The 20084-nt window shown below is 59.6% G+C and carries 17 protein-coding genes; 7 read left to right on the forward strand and 10 right to left on the reverse strand.

Features of this window, described 5'->3' with window-relative positions; translation table 11 throughout:
- Positions 1-3: 3 nt before the first annotated feature.
- Positions 4-879: a DMT family transporter gene (locus tag WHX55_RS02775; RefSeq protein ID WP_353741996.1), complete on the reverse strand. Its 876-nt coding sequence runs from the start codon at positions 877-879 to the stop codon at positions 4-6.
- A gap of 97 nt (positions 880-976) precedes the next feature.
- On the opposite strand from WHX55_RS02775, the gene WHX55_RS02780 reads away from it, so the two are divergent.
- From WHX55_RS02780 to WHX55_RS02790, 3 genes are all read left to right on the forward strand, one after another.
- A complete protein-coding gene (locus WHX55_RS02780; protein WP_353741997.1) occupies positions 977-1771 on the forward strand; it encodes a helix-turn-helix transcriptional regulator in 795 nt (264 codons plus the stop codon).
- A 64-nt stretch (positions 1772-1835) separates the two neighbouring features.
- Complete coding sequence (locus WHX55_RS02785) at positions 1836-2141, forward strand: PsiF family protein (RefSeq protein WP_353741998.1); 306 nt, start codon at positions 1836-1838, stop codon at positions 2139-2141.
- Between the two features lie 240 nt (positions 2142-2381).
- The gene (locus tag WHX55_RS02790) at positions 2382-3395 is read left to right on the forward strand and encodes a hypothetical protein (protein ID WP_150727843.1); all 1014 of its coding nucleotides are present in this window, start codon (positions 2382-2384) and stop codon (positions 3393-3395) included.
- Positions 3396-3518: 123 nt separating this feature from the next.
- Here the strand turns inward: WHX55_RS02790 and WHX55_RS02795 are convergent, their stop codons facing one another.
- On the reverse strand, positions 3519-4793 hold the full coding sequence (locus WHX55_RS02795; protein ID WP_353741999.1) for an Hsp70 family protein: 1275 nt from the start codon (positions 4791-4793) through the stop codon (positions 3519-3521).
- 296 nt (positions 4794-5089) lie between these two features.
- On the opposite strand from WHX55_RS02795, the gene WHX55_RS02800 reads away from it, so the two are divergent.
- Together WHX55_RS02800 and WHX55_RS02805 are read left to right on the forward strand one after the other, a co-directional pair.
- Complete coding sequence (locus tag WHX55_RS02800) at positions 5090-6034, forward strand: DnaJ C-terminal domain-containing protein (protein ID WP_150727842.1); 945 nt, start codon at positions 5090-5092, stop codon at positions 6032-6034.
- Between the two features lie 27 nt (positions 6035-6061).
- The gene (locus tag WHX55_RS02805) at positions 6062-6367 is read left to right on the forward strand and encodes a chaperone modulator CbpM (protein WP_056725368.1); all 306 of its coding nucleotides are present in this window, start codon (positions 6062-6064) and stop codon (positions 6365-6367) included.
- 135 nt (positions 6368-6502) lie between these two features.
- Here WHX55_RS02805 and WHX55_RS02810 read toward each other — a convergent pair whose 3' ends face one another.
- Positions 6503-7630 (reverse strand): HAMP domain-containing sensor histidine kinase, encoded by a 1128-nt coding sequence (locus tag WHX55_RS02810; protein ID WP_150727841.1) that lies wholly within the window; start codon positions 7628-7630, stop codon positions 6503-6505.
- Positions 7631-7877: 247 nt separating this feature from the next.
- Between WHX55_RS02810 and WHX55_RS02815 the strand changes: the two genes are divergently transcribed.
- Positions 7878-13148 (forward strand): DUF6543 domain-containing protein, encoded by a 5271-nt coding sequence (locus tag WHX55_RS02815; protein WP_353742000.1) that lies wholly within the window; start codon positions 7878-7880, stop codon positions 13146-13148.
- A 66-nt stretch (positions 13149-13214) separates the two neighbouring features.
- On the opposite strand, the gene ureC is transcribed toward WHX55_RS02815, so the two are convergent.
- The 6 genes from ureC to WHX55_RS02845 form a co-directional block, all read right to left on the reverse strand.
- The gene (ureC, locus tag WHX55_RS02820) at positions 13215-14915 is read right to left on the reverse strand and encodes an urease subunit alpha (RefSeq protein WP_353742001.1); all 1701 of its coding nucleotides are present in this window, start codon (positions 14913-14915) and stop codon (positions 13215-13217) included.
- A gap of 139 nt (positions 14916-15054) precedes the next feature.
- Positions 15055-15360, reverse strand: coding sequence for an urease subunit beta (locus WHX55_RS02825; protein WP_150755850.1), 306 nt, complete (start codon positions 15358-15360; stop codon positions 15055-15057).
- Positions 15360-15893: a GNAT family N-acetyltransferase gene (locus WHX55_RS02830; protein ID WP_353742002.1), complete on the reverse strand. Its 534-nt coding sequence runs from the start codon at positions 15891-15893 to the stop codon at positions 15360-15362. Before WHX55_RS02830 ends, WHX55_RS02825 begins: the two co-directional genes overlap by 1 nt.
- A gap of 6 nt (positions 15894-15899) precedes the next feature.
- Positions 15900-16433 carry an N-acetyltransferase family protein gene (locus tag WHX55_RS02835; protein WP_353742003.1) on the reverse strand — a complete coding sequence of 178 codons (534 nt, stop codon included), beginning with the start codon at positions 16431-16433 and terminating at the stop codon, positions 15900-15902.
- Positions 16434-16442: 9 nt separating this feature from the next.
- Positions 16443-16745, reverse strand: coding sequence for an urease subunit gamma (locus WHX55_RS02840; protein ID WP_095944230.1), 303 nt, complete (start codon positions 16743-16745; stop codon positions 16443-16445).
- Between the two features lie 155 nt (positions 16746-16900).
- A complete protein-coding gene (locus tag WHX55_RS02845) occupies positions 16901-17740 on the reverse strand; it encodes an urease accessory protein UreD (protein WP_150755852.1) in 840 nt (279 codons plus the stop codon).
- Positions 17741-17990: 250 nt separating this feature from the next.
- On the opposite strand from WHX55_RS02845, the gene WHX55_RS02850 reads away from it, so the two are divergent.
- Positions 17991-19361 carry a DUF4329 domain-containing protein gene (locus tag WHX55_RS02850; protein WP_353742004.1) on the forward strand — a complete coding sequence of 457 codons (1371 nt, stop codon included), beginning with the start codon at positions 17991-17993 and terminating at the stop codon, positions 19359-19361.
- Between the two features lie 18 nt (positions 19362-19379).
- Here WHX55_RS02850 and urtE read toward each other — a convergent pair whose 3' ends face one another.
- Positions 19380-20078 (reverse strand): urea ABC transporter ATP-binding subunit UrtE, encoded by a 699-nt coding sequence (gene urtE / locus WHX55_RS02855; protein WP_150727835.1) that lies wholly within the window; start codon positions 20076-20078, stop codon positions 19380-19382.
- Positions 20079-20084: the final 6 nt, after the last annotated feature.

The following is a 20084-nucleotide window of genomic DNA, read 5'->3' on the forward strand; positions in this document are numbered from 1 at the left end:
AAGCTAGGTGCGACTCAACACCGTCGTCCACCGCTCGGAAACAATCACCCCACCCAAGGTCAACACCCCGCCCACCAGGTGATACAGCGCCAGTTGCTCATGCAGCACCACCGCCGCAATCAATGCGGTAATCAACGGCAGCAAATTGAAAAACTGCGTGGTCCGGCTCGGCCCCAAACGCACCACGGCCTGCATCCACGCCAGCGGCGCGACCATCGAAGCCAGCAGGCAGGCGTACAGCACCAGTGGAATGTTTTGCAGGGTCGGGCCGACTTTCGGTGAGGCGAGGAACAACGGAAACAGCACCACCACGGCCACCAGCACCTGCAAATACAGGAGCACCAGCGGCGGCAGTTTCAGTTGCCATTTTTTCAACAGGGTGCTGTAGACCGCGTAGGCCAGGGTGGCGATCAGCATCATCGCGTCACCCAGGTTGACCCCGTGTTCGAGCAATGCACCAAGGCTGCCGGACGACACCACCACCAGGACACCGGCGAATGACAGCACCGCACCGGCCAAGGCACCCATGGTCAGGCGCTGGCCGAGGCTGATGATCGCCATGGCGAGCGACATCAGCGGCATCAGCGACAGGATGATGCCCATGTTGGTGGCCGAGGTCAGGCTCGCGGCGAAGTACGCCAGGCTTTGATAGACCGCCATGCCGAGAACACCGAGGACAAAGATCTTGCCCAGTTTCGGGCGGATCAGCGGCCAATGGGCGAGCACCGGTTTGAGCATGAAGGGCGTGAACAGCAACCCGGCCAGCAGCCAGCGGTAGAAACCGATCTCGGCGGGGAAGATCGCCCCGGCCGACATTTTGGTGATCACGGTGTTGCCGGCCCAGATAAAAATGGCCAGCAGGGGATAAGCGTATTGCATCGGGAAAAACCAGAACGTTAATGAAGGGCAATTATCCGCTTGTCTGGATGCAAGCCTATACTTCGATCCAGACAACCGGCCCCTGATGACGGACAGCATGAGCAGTAAACACATCGACCTGCTGGATTTCAGCGAACTGCCATCGGCGGTGTACTTCCGCTATGCCGATTTCGACGCCCACGAATACGCTGCGCCCCATCGACATCCCTGGGGGACGCTGGAATACGCCGCCCACGGCGTGCTGCACATGGACGTCGAGGGCAGCCGTTTCATGTCGCCACCGCAATACGCGGTTTGGGTACCGCCGCAGATCGAGCACAGTTTCTACAGCCACCAACCGGTCAACTACCGCGCGGTGTGCCTGGCACCCAAGGTCTGCGCCGAACTGCCGCCGCGAGCCTGCACCCTGGCCATCAGCGACATTCTCAAGGCCATCCTCAAGGACTTCGCCGCCCGGGACGTGAAAATCCCCGAACAGGCCGCCGATCAGCGTCTGGCCCAGGTATTGGTGGACCAGCTGCAACAGGCCCCGGTGCACGAGTGCTACCTGCCCTATGCCAGCAGCCCCGGATTGCTCGGGATTCTCGAAGCGTTGCAGGGCGAGCCTGGGGATAACCGGCCCCTGTCGGTATGGGCTGCACGCATCCATGTCAGTGAGCGCACCCTGGCGCGGCAGTTCGTGCGGGAACTGGGCATGAGTTTCGGTGAGTGGCGCCAGCGCCTGCGTTTTCTGGCGGCGATCGAAGCGCTGGATAGCCCGCGCAGCATTCAGGAAATCGCCTTCGACATGGGCTACAGCACCGGCTCGGCGTTTATCGCGATGTTCCAGCGCCAGGCCGGGTGTACGCCGGAGCAGTATCGGCGCAGCCATCTGGAGAACAGGAAGGTGTAACAGGGGTTGTCTACACTCCAGTACAAGGCCGCGCCCTTCGGTGTGGCGACCAGGAGAAAACACCATGAAGATGATGCGTGTCCCTTTGTTGATGATCGGTTTGCTGCTCTGTTCCCAAGGCTTTGCTGCTACAGCCCAACAGGAAAAGATGACTACCTGCAATGCCGACGCTACGGCTAAAAGTCTCAAGGGCGACGAGCGCAAAGTCTTCATGAGCACCTGCCTGAAGGCGACTCCGCCGGCAAACGATGCCGCTAAGGTCCTGACCCCACAGCAAGAAAAGATGAAGACCTGCAACGCCGACGCCGCCACCAAAGCCCTCAAGGGTGATGAGCGCAAGGTGTTCATGAGTGAGTGCCTGAAGAAGTAATAAACACAGGGCTGAAAAATGTGGGAGCTGTGAGGACCCCATCGCGAGCAGGCTCGCTCCCACAGTGGGACTGAGCACACAGGACAAAGGTGGGAGCGAGCCTGCTCGCGAAGAGGTCGCAAAAGGCACTGCAAAAAATCCTGACCACCCCACTAAGGTCGCCCCACACAATCCCTAGTGCTCGCACCGGATCGCTGGCAGACTGCCAATCCTTTTTACGCCGTTCGTTTTTGAGGCTGTATGCCAACGTTTTCTCAGCGTCAAGTCTTGCTGGTCATCAGCTGGGTCATCATTTTTGGTGGGCTGCTGCTGGTCCTGCCACTGCGATTGCTGCCCAGCCTGCTCGCCGGGTTGCTGGTGTTCGAACTGGTCAACATGCTCACCCCGCAACTGCAACGGCTGATCGAAGGCCGGCGCGCGCGCTGGCTGGCGGTGGCGTTGCTGGGGACTCTGATTGTCAGCGTGCTGTCGCTGATCTTTGCCGGTGCCTTCAGCTTCCTGCTGCACGAGGCGGAAAACCCCGGTGCTTCCCTCGACAAGTTCATGGGGGTGGTCGACCGCGCACGCGGGCAATTGCCACCGTTCATCGACGCCTACCTGCCGGCCAGTGCTGCGGAGTTCCGCGTGGCGATTGGCGAGTGGGTCAGCAAACACCTCAGTGATTTGCAACTGGTGGGCAAGGACGCGGCGCACATGTTCGTGACCTTGCTGATCGGCATGGTGCTGGGTGCGATCATTGCCTTGCAGCGTGTGCCGGACCTGACCAAGCGCAAACCGTTGGCTGCGGCGCTGTTCGAACGCCTGAGCCTGCTGGTCCAGGCGTTTCGCAACATCGTGTTCGCCCAGATCAAGATTTCCCTGCTCAACACTGTCTTCACCGGGATTTTCCTGGCGGTGGTGCTGCCGATGTTCGGTATCAAGCTGCCGCTGACCAAAACCCTGATCGTGCTGACGTTCCTGCTCGGCCTGTTGCCAGTGATCGGCAACCTGATGTCGAACACCCTGATTACCATCGTCGGTTTGTCGTTGTCGATCTGGGTCGCTGTGGCGGCGCTGGGTTACCTGATTGTTATCCACAAGCTCGAATACTTCCTCAACGCGCGCATCGTCGGCGGGCAGATCAGTGCCAAGTCGTGGGAGTTGCTGCTGGCGATGCTGGTGTTCGAGGCCGCGTTCGGCCTGCCGGGGGTGGTGGCGGGGCCGATTTATTATGCGTACCTGAAGAGCGAGTTGAAGCAGGTGGGGATGGTTTGATCAGGTAGACATCTGTTGTCTGGCAGACCCCCATCGCGAGCAGGCTCGCTCCCACAATAGTCCTGTGTTCGCAGGTCAATGTGGGAGCGAGCCTGCTCGCGATGGAGGCGCCTCGGTTTTGGATCAGTCCATCGAGCCGTAGCGCTTTGCCGCCTCGATCGCCAGACCGCTACCGATACTGCCAAAGATATTCCCTTCCACATGCCGAGCATTCGGCAGCATCGCCGAAACGCTGTTGCGCAGCGCCGGAATCCCGCTCGAACCACCGGTGAAGAACACCGTATCGACCTGATCGACCCGCACATCGGCGTCTGCCAGCAGTTGGGTGACGCTGTTGCGCACGCGTTCAAGCAGGTTGTCGATGGCCGACTCGAACAGAGCCCGGCTCAGCTCCACACTCAAACCGGCTTCGATGCGGTCCAGCGGCACGTGGCGATTCTCGGCGTGGGTCAGCTGGATCTTGGTTTCTTCCACTTCCATCGCCAGCCAGTGCCCGGCGCGCTGTTCGATCAGCTTGAACAGACGGTCGATACCGCCGGTGTCTTCAATGTCGTAGCGCATGCTGCCCAGGGCCAGTTGCGATTTCTGCGAGTACACCGAGTTGATGGTGTGCCAGGTCGCCAGGTTCATGTGGTGACTGGTCGGCATGTAGGCGCCGCTCTTCATGCGGCTGCCGTAGCCGAACAGCGGCATCAGGCCTTGCAGGCTGAGCTGTTTGTCAAAGTCGGTTCCGCCGATGTGCACACCGCCAGTGGCGAGGATGTCCTCGTGGCGGTTATCCACGCCCCGACGCTCCGGCGACAGGCGCACCAGCGAGAAGTCGGATGTACCACCGCCGATGTCGACGATCAGTACCAGCTCTTCTTTCTCGATGGTCGACTCGTAGTCGAACGCAGCGGCAATCGGCTCGTACTGGAACGAGACTTCCTTGAAGCCGATCTTGCGTGCCACGTCGACCAGGGTGTCTTCGGCTTCCTTGTCGGCCATCGGGTCATCGTCGACAAAAAACACCGGACGACCCAGCACCACTTCTTCGAATTCCCGACCGGCGGCCGCTTCGGCGCGGCTCTTGAGCTGGCCGATGAACAGCCCGAGCAGGTCCTTGAACGGCATCGCCGTGCCCAGGACGCTGGTGTCGTGCTTGATCAGCTTGGAACCCAGCAGGCTCTTGAGCGAGCGCATCAGGCGGCCTTCGTAGCCTTCCAGGTACTCGTGCAGCGCCAGCCGGCCGTACACCGGGCGGCGCTCTTCGATATTGAAGAAGACCACTGACGGCAGAGTGATCTTGTCGTCCTCCAGCGCGATCAGCGTTTCCACGCCGGGGCGCAGCCAGCCGACAGTGGAGTTGGACGTGCCAAAGTCGATACCCAAGGCACGGGCTGGAGATGCGTTGTTCATGTCTTTCAGGTTCCGGTTAAAAAACGGCCGCGCAGTGTATGTCAGAGCGCGCCAGATTCGAAGGCCGGTTATCTGCTAAATCTCGCCTGATGATCCTTGAAAGACGAACCATCACCCCCAAACTACCCTGCATCAACCGGACAACCGCGGGAGTGCTTGCAAGAAGCCCCGCCGGCTGCCGATAAACTTCTGCCGCGCCGCCCGGTCACAAACTTGAGATCGGTCAGACCAATGGCTGCAAACAAGCGCATGCTGTGGCCCGTGACGCGATTTGATAACGGATGGTGATTCCCGCGATGGACTTCAAAGACTATTACAAGATTCTCGGTGTGGAACCGACCGCAGACGACAAGGCGATCAAGGCCGCCTATCGCAAGCTTGCGCGTAAATACCACCCCGACGTCAGCAAGGAAAAGGACGCAGAGTCCCGGTTCAAGGACGCCTCGGAAGCTTATGAAGCACTGAAAAGCGCCGACAAGCGCGCCGAGTACGATGATTTGCGCCGCTATGGCCAGCATGGCCAACCGTTCCAGGGACCACCAGGCTGGCAAAGCCGTGGCGGTTTCGGTGGCGGTGGCCAGGACACGGGCGATTTCTCGGACTTCTTCAGTTCGATCTTCGGCAACCGTGGGCCAGGCTTTGATGGTGGACAATCGCGTCGCAGTACCGGACGTCGAGGGCAAGACGTGGAAATGGAACTTGGGGTTTTTCTTGAGGAAACACTGTCGACCGAATCGAAGAAGGTCACCTTCCAGGTGCCGCAGTACAACGCGGCTGGCCAGCATGTGAGCAACACCAGCAAAAGCCTGAACGTGAAGATTCCGGCCGGTGTGAGCGATGGCGAGCGCATTCGCCTCAAGGGGCAGGGCGCTCCGGGTGTCGGTGGCGGGGCCAATGGCGACCTGTACCTGACGATCCGTTTTGCACCGCACCCGAAATTCGACGTCGAAGGCGAGAACCTGATCATCACCTTGCCACTGGCACCGTGGGAGCTGGCGCTGGGCGCTGAAGTCGCCGTGCCGACCCTGACGGGCAAGATCAACCTCAAGGTCCCGGCCGGCAGCCAGAACGGCCAGCGCATGCGTGCCAAGGGCCATGGCCTGATGAACAAGGCCGGTGAGCGTGGTTACCTGTTCGTGCAGTTGAAGGCCGTGATGCCGAAGAAATCCGACGATGACATCAAGGCCCTGTGGCAGGAGCTGGCGAAAAAAGCCGCGTTCGACCCGCGAGAGCATTTTTGATCCCTTAGAACCAAGGAGTCACTGACTATGAGCAGTCCCCTGATCGTTCAACTGGACATGGCAGAATTCTGTGAGGCGGCCGGGCTGTCGGACGTCTACGTGATCGAAATCGTCGAGCACGGCATCCTCGAACCTCAGGGTGCTCAGCCCAAGGACTGGGTTTTCAACGACTACGAGCTGACCCTGGCCAAGCGCGCCGCCAAGCTGCGGCGCGACCTTGACCTGGAATGGGAAGGCGTCGCCCTGGCGCTGGACCTGTTAGAAGAAGTCCAGCAACTGCGGGCCGAGAACCGCATGCTCAAGCAGCGATTGGGGCGGTTGGTGGTGGAGTAGGCGTTCAGGTATTTCTTTGCTGTCCGTTCGGACGCTATCGCGAGCAGGCTCGCTCCCACATTGGTTTGTGCCGTGATCAAAATCCCCTGTGGGAGCGAGCCTGCTCGCGAAGAACGATAACGCGGTCTTGCGCCATCACACCTTCCTGGGCAACACCACGGTAAACGTCGTGCCATCAATCTCGCTGGAGCTGACTCCAATCGTCCCCTCATGAGCATCGACCACTTCCTTGACGATAAACAACCCCAACCCAAGGCTGGTAGTAGGCTCGCCGAGTTCTTCGCTGGCACTGCGCACCAGCGGATCGAAAATCGTCGGGATCGCATCGGAGGGGATCGGGGCTCCGTCGTTGTGCACCGTCAGTCGGACGCTGTCGGCCTCGCCCTCGAGGCACAGCGTCACCTCGCGTTTGCTTGAGCCATGCTGCAAGGCATTGCCGATCAGGTTTTGCAGCATCTGATCGAGTCGGCGTGGGTCCCAGTTGCCGCGGGTGTCACCCTGTACATCCAGGGTCGGATTGCATTCCGGTTGACTGGCGCAGGCCCGGGCAATGGCTTCACGCGCCGCTTCGGCCAGGTCCATGGGCGCCGGCTCGATCGGCAGGCGCTTGCCCAGGCGGCTGCGCACCAGTTCCAGCAAGTCCCCGACCATCACCGCGAGGTGCCCGGTACTGCGCAGGATATTGACCGCGCACTTGAGCGCATCACCTTCGAGCGCGGCTTTGCGCAGCAGTATCTCGGTGGACATGCTCACCGCCTGCAGGGGCGCGCGCAGGTCATGGCCGAGGATCGCCAGAAAAATGTCCCGCGAACGATTGACCTGCTCGGCATACGTGGCCGTGGACTCGGCGAGGGCTTCGTCGATGGCTTCGTTGAAACGGATCATGTCCTGGAAGTAGGCCAGGTCAGGCGATTGCAGGCTGTTGACCCAAAGGCGGATGACACAGGCGCGCAAATGACGGAATTCACTGGTCATCTGCACCAGATCAAAACCCAATGTATGGCGCAGTTCGCCGTGGCTGGCGCCGGCCTCGTCGAGGCTGGGGGTTTTCTCCGGTCCTTCGCCACGCGCCTTGGCCGCTTGTTCGGCAGGAGTCTGGGGTTTGCACATGTCCCGGGCCGCGGCCAGCAGGATCGACCGGGCATGGTCGCGCAAGGCAACGCGGTCCATGGTTTCGGCTGCCGGGGTGATGGTTTTGGCAAACAGTTCCCACTCATCGACGATGCGATCAGCGTGTAACACGATGAACTCGGAAAGACGCATGGCAGTTACCTGAGCATGAACCGGAGGCAGCGAGTCGAATAGTAGTCCCTTTGCCGAAAAAAACACGCCCGCTCATGCAGAGGCACAGGCGGACATGCCGATGGCGGTAGATATATGTTTTTGGCTCCCTGATTTTCGATCCCACGGAGCCATTTCAGGGGGGCGGTCAAGCAGCTATTTGGACTTTTGTTTCAGGTGCAGGTGAATAAGCTGGTGGTTCTTTTCCTGTCATCAAGGTGATTCAAAAGTGTCTGATTTGCATGGAAGCAACTCACAGAAAATACCGGACGCAGTGTCCATCGATAGTTACGGGATACATTACCGTCGTGCAAACGACGTGATCCCCGGCGCCATCAAGAATGCGCCGGTGGAGAGGTTGAAGTCCCTGCTGGCGCTCGAGCCGCAAATGCCCGAGTGGTATAGCGGCGCGCGCGAGATTGACCGGCAGTACCTCAAGCAGGTGATTGATGAACGTTGGCGTTTGCAAGACGTACTGGACCAGACCCGGGGCGACCTGAAGCACGACATCAATGCCTTCGCCGAACCGCTGCTCAAAACGGCATTGCAGTCAAAATTCACTACGGTCGAGAACTTCAACGAACTCACCGTGCAGCTCGAGGTGCCGAGCACCATCATTTTCGGCATCGATACCGGGGCCAGTCGCGTCCGCCAATCCACGTTGCTGGAAGCGGCACTGCACAACTTTGAAGAGGACGAAACCGCCGAGGGCGAATTGCGTAATAGCTCCGGCATTTACCGCAAGGACAGCAGGGGCAGCCTAAGCCTTGAGCCGGCCATCACCCTCCCGGCGTTTGCAGCGTTGTGCCGAAGTCTCGACATCGGCGGCCAATACCAACGGTACATCAAGTCTGTCTTGCAGCCTGATACCCCTGAAGCTCGGCAAACCTTGCAACAGAACTCGGTGGCCAGTGAAAAGGCCGCCTTCGATGTAGCGGCACTGATTGCTCTGTTGAAGGGCGACATCACCAGTCATGCCTACGGCCAGCTGAGAAAGGTGCGTGACAGCCAGGCCAGCGTCACGCTGTATGAGCAACCGTTGCATTGCCATCGTTTGTCGCTGATGGGTTTCAGATTGTCTGGCATCGTGCTTTTCAGTGCGGTGAGTGAACCCTCGAAAATCAAGCAATTGATTGATGAGCTGACCCCCGAATCATTGAGGTTCTGGAGTGAGTGGTCACAGCGACTGCCGGTGTTGCCCGACAAAGCCTACGAACAGTTCAAGTTGTTGCAGGCGTTCCTGGCCAATGGCGCTCAGGGCGTGAGCGAAGAGTTGATGCGCCGGGACGACATACAACAACAAAGCCGTTTGTCCGGCCCATTGATCGCCTATGTGCCGGATGATCCCGACCATCCCTTGAAGGAGTACCCGTCGCTGACCGCGTTCATGAAGGAGCTGTTGGGTCAGCTGAGAAATACCGACTACCAATCCTTTTTCAGCCGTTTCGTCGCGCAACAGGACAAAGGGAAGTTTTTCACCCGGGTCAACGAGCGTCTCACGACCTTCACCTGGCATGAGCGCGAACCGCTCGACATGAGGCCGTGGTGGCGTGAAACGGCGGTTGAAAATCCCAATGCAGAACCCATCACCAATCAGATTGCGGGTGATCTTTGGGAGGCACTGTTTTTGGCACGCCGTGACAAGGCCATTGCCGATGCCCGACTGATTGCCGTCCCGACCGACGACGAGGATGCCAACGCACGCTTCAAGCGCCTGACCAGTTACCTGTCAATCGGCTGGAACGTGTTCAATTTTGCCGCCATGTTGGTGCCCGGGCTGGGCGAAGCCATGCTCGGCATCATGGTCGCGCAAATGCTCGCCGAGGTGGTCGAAGGCATCGAGGACTGGAGCAAGGGTGACAAAGAAGAAGCCTCTGCCTACTTCAACGGGGTCTTGATCAACTTCGCGCAACTCGCGCTCATGGGGGCCGGACACGTGCTCCCGGGCGCGGGTGTCACGCCGATCAAGGTTTCACCGTTTGTCGAAGGCCTCAAGCCGGTGGAGGTTGGCGGCAAGGCGCGCTTATGGAATCCGGACCTCGGTCCCTATGAACAAACGGTTGCTCTGCCTGACGGGGCACAGGCCAGCGATAAGGGGCTGTACCGGCATCAGGATCAGGATCTGCTGCGGATCGACGACAAATGCTATGGGGTCAAGCAAGACCCGGTTACGGGCGAGCACCGTTTGGAGCACCCGACCCGTGCCGATACCTATCAGCCGCTGCTGGAGCATAACGGTGCCGGTAGCTGGAAAACCGAACTCGACCAACCGCTTGAATGGGATAAACGGTTATTGCTCAGGCGTCTCGGTGCTTCTGTAGACGGGCTCTCCGATGAAACACTCGAACAGATTCTGACCGCCAGTGGCGTGCACGAAAATGCCCTGCGAAGGCTTCACGTCGAACACGAAACACCGCCCGCGCTGCTGACCGATACCCTCGAGCGTTTCAAGGCCCATGCCGATGCCGGCGCCTGTGCGGAACTGATTCAGGCCAATCGAATCGGCGCTGAGTGGGCCGATTACGCGGTGCGGTCGATGACCGAAATGCACGGCTGGCCCGGTGACAAGGCCATCGAGGTCTTCGAGGGACCTGGCCTGACAGGCAGCGCGATCAAGGATGGTTACGCCGATGCGGTGCCCGCCGATACGTTGCAGATGACCTGGTCCGATCTGCTCGCAGGGGCGCTACCTGAACGTGTGGTCGGGTTCCTGGATGAACAAGCGCTTCGCGAACTGCTTGGCGAATGGTTTGCAGGTGATGCGCAGAAGCGTACCGAAGCATTGCGCGATCAATGGGCGGGGCAGGTGAGTCAGCGTAAAAGCCAGCTGTTCGACCTGTTGTACAAGCGACGGACCCGTTCAGACGATTCGTTGGTAAACCTGCTCAAGGGCGACTTTGCAGATATCTCGATAAGCCAGGCGCAAGAACTGCTGGGTGAAGCGCATCCCTCTGACGTGCAACACCTGAACGAAAAAAAACGCGTGCCGCTGCGCCTGGCTGAACAAGCCCGGAAGGCCGCCGAGCAATTGCGGGTAACGCGAGCCTATGAAGGCCTGTACCTCGACACCTTGCACAACGCCGATACTGCGCGCCTGGAGCTGCATTCACTGGCAGCTCTGCCGGGCTGGCCGGCAGACCTGCGACTGGAGATTCGTGAATATTCATTCGAAGGAACGCTGACCGACAGTCTCGGCCCCGTCGACGCGCCGATCCGCAAAGTGCTGATCCTGGATGAGGATGGCAAATACGAAGCGAGGGACGACAGCGATCAACATCTGCACGGCAAGGACAATCTTTATGCCGCGGTGCTGCACGCCTTGCCCGACACGCAACGAACCGCCCTGGGTTTTGGCATCAACGAGGCGACGCGACTTGAGCAGGCAATTAAAGCCCGTCCATTGGATCGTTATGTATTTGAGCCGATCCTGCGGGACAACCCGAATTTCAAGCCGGCGTACGACCCAGAGGGCATGCGCCTGCGTGGCGGCATGCCCGGTTACGCCCGGCAAGCTCCGCACGGCATGGGGTTGCGGCGGCGAGCCCACGCTCTATATCCGGGCTTTACCCCGGCGGAAATCGAGACACTGCTTTTGGAACTCAATGATGGCGAGCGCACCGTGCATGAGCACCTGGCGGTGCTGGAGGCCGAGTTCAATCAGTTGAACCGCGACATGCGCCGCTGGATGAACTTGCCGACGGAGTCCTTTCGTTTTAGCCCGGCAGGCGTGGCGGAGTGGCATGCGCGAAACAATATCTACAAAGCACTCAGGCAATGCTGGCAGCGCACCGGGCCCGAAGGTATGGAAGCGGTGGGTGTGCAGCACCCGCAGTCCTTGAAGATCGAGAACATTCCAAAGTTGAGCGAGCTTCTGGATACCCTGCCGAAACTGGAGGCCAACTTCGATCATGTCACCGAGTTGAGCCTGTGCGGTGGCCGGTTGCGCGACGAGCACATGTCATTCCTCGACTCGTTTCACCAGGTGCGCTATCTGAATCTGCAAGACAATCTGCTGACGGCGCTGCCGCAGGCGGTGAAGGACATGCCTCATCTCACTCATCTGTTTCTTGACGGCAATAATATTGAACTGGATGCATTGGCCGTCGATCGCCTGAAGAATCTGACGCGCATGATGTTCCTGCACTTGAAGGGCAACCCGCTGAGGCTCATTCCGAACATCAGCCTAATGCCCTATTTGCAGGTGCTATCGCTGGGCGAAACGGGGCTGGACAGCTGGCCTGTCGGGCTGTTTTCGCAACCGCGGCTGCGCAGTTTCCGTCTTGATCTGAGCAATAACCCGATCAGCCGGATACCCGAGGTCGCGCCCGGTTCATTTCGCGCAGTGCTATTGGCGCGTACCGTGATCAGTCGGTCCCCGCACTGGATCTCGCCAGAGAATCTCGAGATCCTCAAGTCTTACATCGAGTCGGTCGGTATGGACCCGGAGCGTCCTTATCCGCCCCGTGGCGTATTCGATAGCAAGGACTGGGCGTCGGGCATGACCGAGCGGCAATGGCATTTAAAACAGAAATTCTGGAGCGCGGTCGAGGATGAATTCGATTCAGTGCCGTTCTTCAACGAAATCCGCAAGCTTACCCAATCCGCCGACTTCAAGGCTGGCGGCGCCTATCAGACGGAACTAACGACCAAGGTCTGGCGCATGCTCGAAGTCATGGCCAGCGACAGTGAACTGCGCATCAGGCTGTTCAACGAGGCGGCAACCCCCACCGAATGCGTGGATGGCGGCACACAGTTGTTCAATGCCATGGGCGTGCAGGTGTTGGTCCACGAAGCTTACGCCCTGGAGCGTTCGGACTTGATCGAAACACAGTTGCTGGAACTGGCCCTGGGCAAGTCCCGGCTCGATGAGCTCGGTGCCATTGCCCGCCAACGGGTGTCTGAACGGTTGGCGAAGGGAGAGCGGTTCCGCCGCTACGACGCCGATGGCGAAGTGACCGGCACTATCGATGAAGTGGAAGTGCACCTGGCTTACATGACTGATCTGGCCGAGCGCCTGGATTTGCCATGGCAGGCGCGGGGCATGCAGTTCCGCAAGATCGCCAAGGTGAGTAAAGAGATGATCGAGGCAGCGTTCCAGCGGATCAAGGCGCTGGAGGAAGGTGACCTGCTGATCGACCGGATCTTCGAGCAACCGCTTTGGCGAGATTGGCTGGAGTCCACTTACCGCGAGGAATTGAATGGTTTGAAGCGCAAGATCGACTTTGCCTTTGACTTGCAGGAGGCGTTGCAGCGCAGGGCTGAAGGCGCGCGGCTTACGGCAGCGGAAAAGGCTCAAATCGAGGCGCAAATCAAGGCGTTTTGCGGCGAGCTTGGCAAAAGTGAAAGCGACTTCCCGGAGGGCCAACTCATGACCGACGATGCGTATGTACAGATCCTGGAAGACATCGACAAGCAGATCACGCAACAGCTGAAGACCCTGACTCGTGAGGCGATGAAACGGGCCAAACTGGACCGACTGCGGATAGAGTCCACTCAGTAACCACGGAAACGACAAAGGCCTCGACACGCAATGTGCGAGGCCTTTTCTTGTGGGGCAATTGAAGGCTCAGAACAGGAAGTAACGCTGGGCCATCGGCAAGGTTTGCGCCGGTTCACACCACAGCAACACGCCGTCGGCCTTGACCTGATAAGTCTGTGGGTCGACGTCGATGTTCGGCAGGTAATCGTTGTGGATAAGGTCGGTTTTCTGCACGTCACGGCAGCCTTTGACCACAGCGATTTTTTTCTTCAAACCTAGCGCTTTGGGCAAGCCTGCATCGTGCGCCGCCTGGCTGATGAAGGTCATGCTGGTGGCATGTAGCGAGCCGCCGAAGCTGGCGAACATCGGGCGGTAATGCACCGGTTGTGGCGTCGGAATCGAGGCATTGGCGTCACCCATCAGGCTGGCCGCAATGGCACCGCCCTTGAGAATCAGCGTCGGCTTCACGCCGAAAAACGCCGGGCGCCAGAGCACCAGGTCTGCCCACTTTCCCACTTCGACCGAACCCACTTCATGGCTGATGCCGTGGGTGATCGCCGGATTGATGGTGTATTTGGCGATGTAGCGTTTGGCGCGGAAGTTGTCGTTGCCTTGACCATCGCCGGGCAGCGGCCCGCGTTGTTTTTTCATTTTGTCGGCGGTCTGCCAGGTGCGGGTGATGACCTCGCCGACCCGCCCCATGGCCTGACTGTCGGAGCTGATCATCGAGAACGCACCGAGGTCGTGGAGGATGTCTTCGGCGGCAATCGTCTCGCGGCGGATGCGGCTTTCGGCGAAGGCCACATCCTCGGCAATGCTCGGGTCGAGGTGGTGGCAGACCATCAGCATGTCGAGGTGTTCATCAATGGTGTTGCGGGTGAACGGCCGGGTCGGGTTGGTGGAGCTGGGCAGCACGTTGGCCAAACCGCAGGCCTTGATGATGTCCGGCGCGTGACCGCCACCGGCACCTTCGGTGTGATAGGTGTGAATGGTGCGGCCCTTGAAGGCGGCTAGGGTGGTTTCGACGAAGCCGGATTCGTTGAGGGTATCGGTGTGGATTGCCACCTGCACGTCGAAACGGTCGGCCACGCTCAGGCAGTTGTCGATGCTCGCCGGCGTGGTGCCCCAGTCCTCATGCAACTTGAGGCCGATGGCACCGGCCTTGACCTGTTCGATCAAAGGCTCCGGCAGGCTGGCGTTACCCTTGCCGGTCAGGCCGATGTTCATCGGGAAGGCATCGGCGGCCTGGAGCATGCGCGCCAGGTGCCACGGCCCGGAGGTGCATGTGGTCGCATTGGTGCCGGTGGCCGGCCCGGTGCCGCCACCGATCATGGTGGTGACGCCGCTCATCAATGCCTCTTCGATCTGCTGTGGGCAGATGAAGTGGATGTGGGTGTCGATGCCGCCGGCGGTGAGAATCATGCCTTCACCTGCGATGACTTCGGTGCTGGCGCCGATGGCGATGTTGACGTTGGGCTGGATGTCCGGGTTGCCGGCCTTGCCGATCGCCGCGATGCGCCCGTCCTTGAGACCGACGTCGGCCTTGACGATGCCCCAGTGGTCGATGATCAGCGCATTGGTGATCAGGGTGTCGACCACTTCGGCGGCCAGCAACTGGCTCTGACCCTGGCCGTCACGGATGACTTTGCCGCCCCCGAATTTCACTTCTTCGCCGTAGGTGGTGAAGTCCTGTTCCACTTCGATCCACAACTCGGTATCGGCCAGGCGCACCTTGTCACCGACAGTGGGGCCGAACATGTCGGCGTAGGCTTGACGGGAAATCTTCATTCGTTCGCCTTGAAATTCAATTGAATTTGAAATCGTTCGCTGCGCTCACAATCGCGAGCAGGCTCGCTCCCACAGTTGACCGCATTCCAATGTGGGAGCGAGCCTGCTCGCGATGGGGCCGGTGCTGACAACGCATTAATCAGAGGTCACCCATGATCCGCCCGGCAAAGCCGAACACCCGACGATGCCCCGCCAAATCCACCAACTCCACCTCGCGGCTCTGCCCCGGCTCGAAGCGCACCGCCGTGCCAGCGGGGATGTTCAGACGCATGCCGCGGCTGGCGGCGCGGTCGAACGTCAGGGCGTCGTTGGTTTCGAAAAAGTGGTAGTGCGAGCCGACCTGGATTGGTCGATCACCACTGTTGGCCACTTTCAGGCTGATCGTGCGCCGACCAACGTTGAGTTCGATCTCGCCGGACTGGATCTGGTATTCACCGGGAATCATCAATGGGCTCCTTGGAGAATCTTGTAGTACAGGGCGGTCGGCTTGTAGCGACCGCTCGGATCGCAGGCGTAGTCGGGGATTTCACCGGCGCGGGTATAGCCCAGCGATTGGTAGAAGTCCTCGGCGGGCGAACCGGCTTCGGTGTCGAGGTAAAGCATGCCGCGCTTTTGCTGCAGGGCAGCCGCTTCCAGAGCACTCATTAATTGCTGGCCCAGACCGCGACGCCGCGCATGTTCGCGCACCAGCAGCTTCTGCACTTCGGCGCGGTTCAGGCCGTTGGCTTTCTGGCACAGACCCAGCTGTACGCTGGCCTGTACCTGCTCGTCCTTGACCACCACCCACAGCAACACATTGCCCTTGTTCAGGTTGTCCTGGACCTCGTCGAAGTAGGCGTGGGCCTGGGTCGCATTGAGGTCGGCCATGAAGCCGACACTGGCGCCATAACCGACGGCATCGAGCAGCAGGTCGATCAGGCCCTGACGATAATGCGCAAAACTTTCAACGTTGACGCGTCGCAGTTGGGCGGGATTCATGGGCGATCACTCCTTGTTGGCGGCGGGTGGTTGCGCGCCAGAATTGAGGGTCAGTTGCATGAAAGTCAGGTCCAGCCAGCGGCCGAATTTGGTGCCGACCTGAGGCATTTGCCCGGTGGTGATAAAGCCGATGCGCTCATGCAAGCGAATGGAGGCAGCGTTACCGCTTTCGATGGCGGCGACCATCACGTGCTTGCCGCAGTCTTTGGCGCGTTCGATCAGCGCGCCCATCAGTTGTGGACCGAGGCCGTTGCCGCGCTGGTCGCTGCGCACATAGACCGAGTGCTCGACGGTGTGGCGGAAACCGTCGAAGGGTCGCCAGTCGCCGAACGAGGCGTACCCGAGCACCGTGTTGTCGGCATCGACGATCACCAGGATCGGATAAGCCTGGGATTGCCGGGCGTTGAACCAGGCCTGGCGGTTGCCGAGGTCGACCGCTTGCTCGTTCCAGATCGCCGTGGTGTTGAGCACCGCGTCGTTGTAGATGTCGCGGATGGCTGGCAGATCGGCAGGCACGGCATCGCGGATGTGGTAAGTCATGGCGCGGCCTCAGGCGATGGGTTGGTGGACGGTGACCAGTTTGGTGCCGTCGGGGAACGTGGCCTCGACCTGGATTTCCGGGATCATTTCCGGGATGCCTTGCATCACTTGTTCGCGGGTCAGCAGGGTGGTGCCCAGGTGCATCAGGTCGGCCACGGTCCGGCCGTCGCGGGCGCCTTCAAGCAGGGCTGCGGAAATGTAGGCCATGGCCTCCGGGTAATTGAGTTTCACGCCGCGAGCCAAACGCCGCTCGGCCACCAGGCCGGCGGTGAAGATCAGCAGCTTGTCTTTTTCGCGTGGGGTCAGGTCCATTGTTGCAATCCGTATTCGGCAGTTAAAGGTGTTGGATCTGTGAATACAAATCCCCTGTGGGAGCGAGCTTGCTCGCGATGGCGTCGGCACAATCAATATTAATGGCGTCTGACACACCGCTATCGCGAGCAAGCTCGCTCCCACAGAAAAGCAATTCAGGTGTTCCATATTCTTGGAGGTATTGCTTCGCGGCCAAGCAACGCAGGCCTAAGCAATCGCCACAAATCAATCAACCAGCCGCGCGCCACGAGTGCTTCACTGGCCAGACACCGTGCTACCAGCAATCCCGGCAACTGCGTCAGATCTCCGCGCACGTCGTTGGGTAGCGAGCGGCAGGTTTCCAGCAGTTCGCTGTCGATCTCACCCGTCACCAGCAACGTCGCAAACACCGGTTGCCCATCCAGCCCGATGGGCGAATCCAGCAAACCGTCCGCCCCGACAATGCGCTGGCGTTCATGCCAGAGCAACTGGCCGTCGCGGCGGATATCCAGTTGCGCCTGGAAGTGCCCAAGGTCAAAACGCTCGCCGCTGGCCGGACGGCCCAGGGCGACGACGTCCCAGTAGAACAACCGCGCGTCGCCTTCAAGGTCGATGGAGGTACTGAGTTCCGCCTGGGCAGCGCTGAAAATGATCGTCTCCTGGGGCAGCCATTCCAGTGTCGCACCGGCCGCCACCTTCAACTTCAGCTGCTGATAGGCGGGGCCGGCGGCGCGATACCACTTGGCTGCGCCGGGGCTGGTGATTTGTGCCCAGGCATCGCGCTCGACGCTGGCCGAGATGTCCAGCCGATCACCGCCGGCAATGCCGCCGGGTGGGTGGACGATGATGTGCTGGCAGACTTCTGGCCCTTCGGCATACAGGTGTTTTTGCACCCGCAACGGACCTTTGTGTCGACGCTGGACCGGGCGAGTGGTGTTGTCGAATCGGGCGTAGCCCAGCTCCAGTTCGGCGTGCCAACTGGGGGTAAACAAGGCACCAGATGCGGGAAGAGTCATAGTCAGTGCTTATCGTGAGGTCGTCATGATAGTAGCAAAGGCTGTGCCGCAAGGATTTGCAGGCAGGAGGCGACTATTGATTGTGCTGATGCACCAACAGGGGGCTCATCATGAAATGCGGTGCAATAAATTGGTGCGTCGCGCCTATTGAGACATACATATGTACCGCCATCCGTGCCCCCAGAAAACTCAGTATCCAGGCGTACGCTCCCTCCTTCCGCGGGGCGACTGAACGTCTTGGAGTTTATTGATGACCACCGATATAGATCGTGAAAATGCACGCAAATTGCTTGAGGAGCTTGCAAAAATACCAAATGAACAACCAACTTCGGCCGCGCCGGTGTTGCCACCCGTGAGCCAGCCCTTCATCTGCGAGGACGATGCAGCGTATTGGACTCACCAGCATGAACGCGTGAGTGGCGGAGAGTACGGTGCACTTATCTTGCAGCGCCCGGACGGCAAGTTTGTCGCGACAACACCTATCCAGGGTGAGGCAACTTCATTTGATATGGAGAGTTTGCTCAGTTACAACCGACAGACCGACACAATCAGCCAACCAGCCGGATACCTGTGTGTTGGCCAATGGCATAGCCATCCGGACATTTCCGGGAGGATTGCCAGGGCGAACCCATCCTTCAACGATGATCAGGTCAAGTTGTTCAACGCGCTGCCTTCGATGCCTGATGTCCATGGCGCATTCAAACAAAGGGACTTTTTTAAACATAGTTATGTTTCAGGTCCTTCCGGTTCTCTGGTGGCTTATTCCATTAATCCACCGGACTCAGCCTACAGTCCTGTATTCCGAATGGGCCACAGACCCGAAGACATGGTCAGAAGGATCGCGGTCATCGGTCACATGCGTGTCCTGGAGCCAGGCACCCTGTGGGGTGGGCTGCGTGGCCCGATCACTGCTGAATGGACTCCCTACCAACCGGTCATACCCGGGCCTCCCAAACTCCAGCCGTTTTTTACGGGCGTTTTTGAAGACCCGGCCTCGGCGTTGAACGATGCCTTGATTCGTGTGCCAGCGACACCGGGACATCAGCGTGTGGGTTTTATCCTCAAGCGTCGCGACCGTGACGAATACATCGCGACATTGCCGCTCAATCGGCCTGATGGACTGTTGGCAATCGAGCAGGTATTTCCTGCCATGCCAGACGGCTTTTTGTTACCAGATAATCAGACGTTGGCAGGTGTGTACCTGGGGCCAGAGTTGCTGGCGACGCCACTACCGGAAAAAGAGGCTGACCTGTATCAGCAATTTTTCTCACCCCAGTCATTGGTGTTCAGTGTTCTGCAGGCTCGGGGATCAGGGTTGGTGGACACCTCCTTGGGTTATTCGGTGTTCCGCCAGACCCCGGACGGTGCATTGCTGAAGTACCACAGCACGTTTTCTGAGGCCGAAGCCTGGGTTATCAAGACCGAAGGGGCGATGGGCGTCAACATCGATAAGCTCTTGCTGGGTGGACATCTGAGCGCTAAGGATTTTGTCTTGTGTGTTGCAGTAACGGGCGTACTGACGGTCGAAAAAAGCAGCCCGCTCTGGGATGTTGGCGGCGTGGTGGGTTCTGAATGGCTGCCCTATGCAGGGTCAAACCGCATCACCCCGGTTTCTGAATGAGCGCTGACAGTTCACTGCTCAGATCGTAACCAGCCCGCGCACGCCTTCGACCTCCATATTCACGCCGCGACCCTGTTGCACGATTTCGCCCCGGGACATCACCAGGTATTGATCGGCCAGTTCGGCGGCGAAATCGTAGAACTGCTCGACCAGTAGAATGGCCATGTCGCCCCGGGCCGCGAGTTTTTTGATCACGGCACCGATCTCCTTGATCACCGACGGCTGGATGCCTTCGGTGGGTTCGTCGAGGATCAGCAGGCGAGGGCGACTGGCCAGCGCGCGGCCGATGGCCAGTTGTTGTTGCTGGCCACCGGACAAGTCGCCACCCCGGCGTTGCTTCATTTGCAGCAGCACCGGGAACAGCTCGTAGATGAACGCTGGCACTTCCTTCGCTTCGCTGCCGGGAAAGCGCGACAGGCCCATCAGCAGGTTTTCTTCCACGGTCAGGCGGCCGAAGATCTCCCGGCCTTGCGGCACGTAGGCGATTCCGGCGTGCACACGCTGGTGCGGCTTGAAGGCGGTGATCGGTTTGCCTTCCCAGTTCACGGCGCCTTCCTTGGCTGGCAGCAGGCCCATTAGGCATTTGAGCAGGGTGGTCTTGCCCACGCCGTTTCGGCCGAGCAGGCAGGTGACTTCGCCGACCTTCACGTCAAACGTAAGGCCGCGCAGGATGTGGCTTCCGCCGTAGTACTGGTGCAGCTTTTCGACTTGCAGCATTCTCGA

The organism is Pseudomonas fluorescens (assembly GCF_040448305.1).
In the GTDB taxonomy this organism is placed as follows: domain Bacteria; phylum Pseudomonadota; class Gammaproteobacteria; order Pseudomonadales; family Pseudomonadaceae; genus Aquipseudomonas; species Aquipseudomonas fluorescens_BH.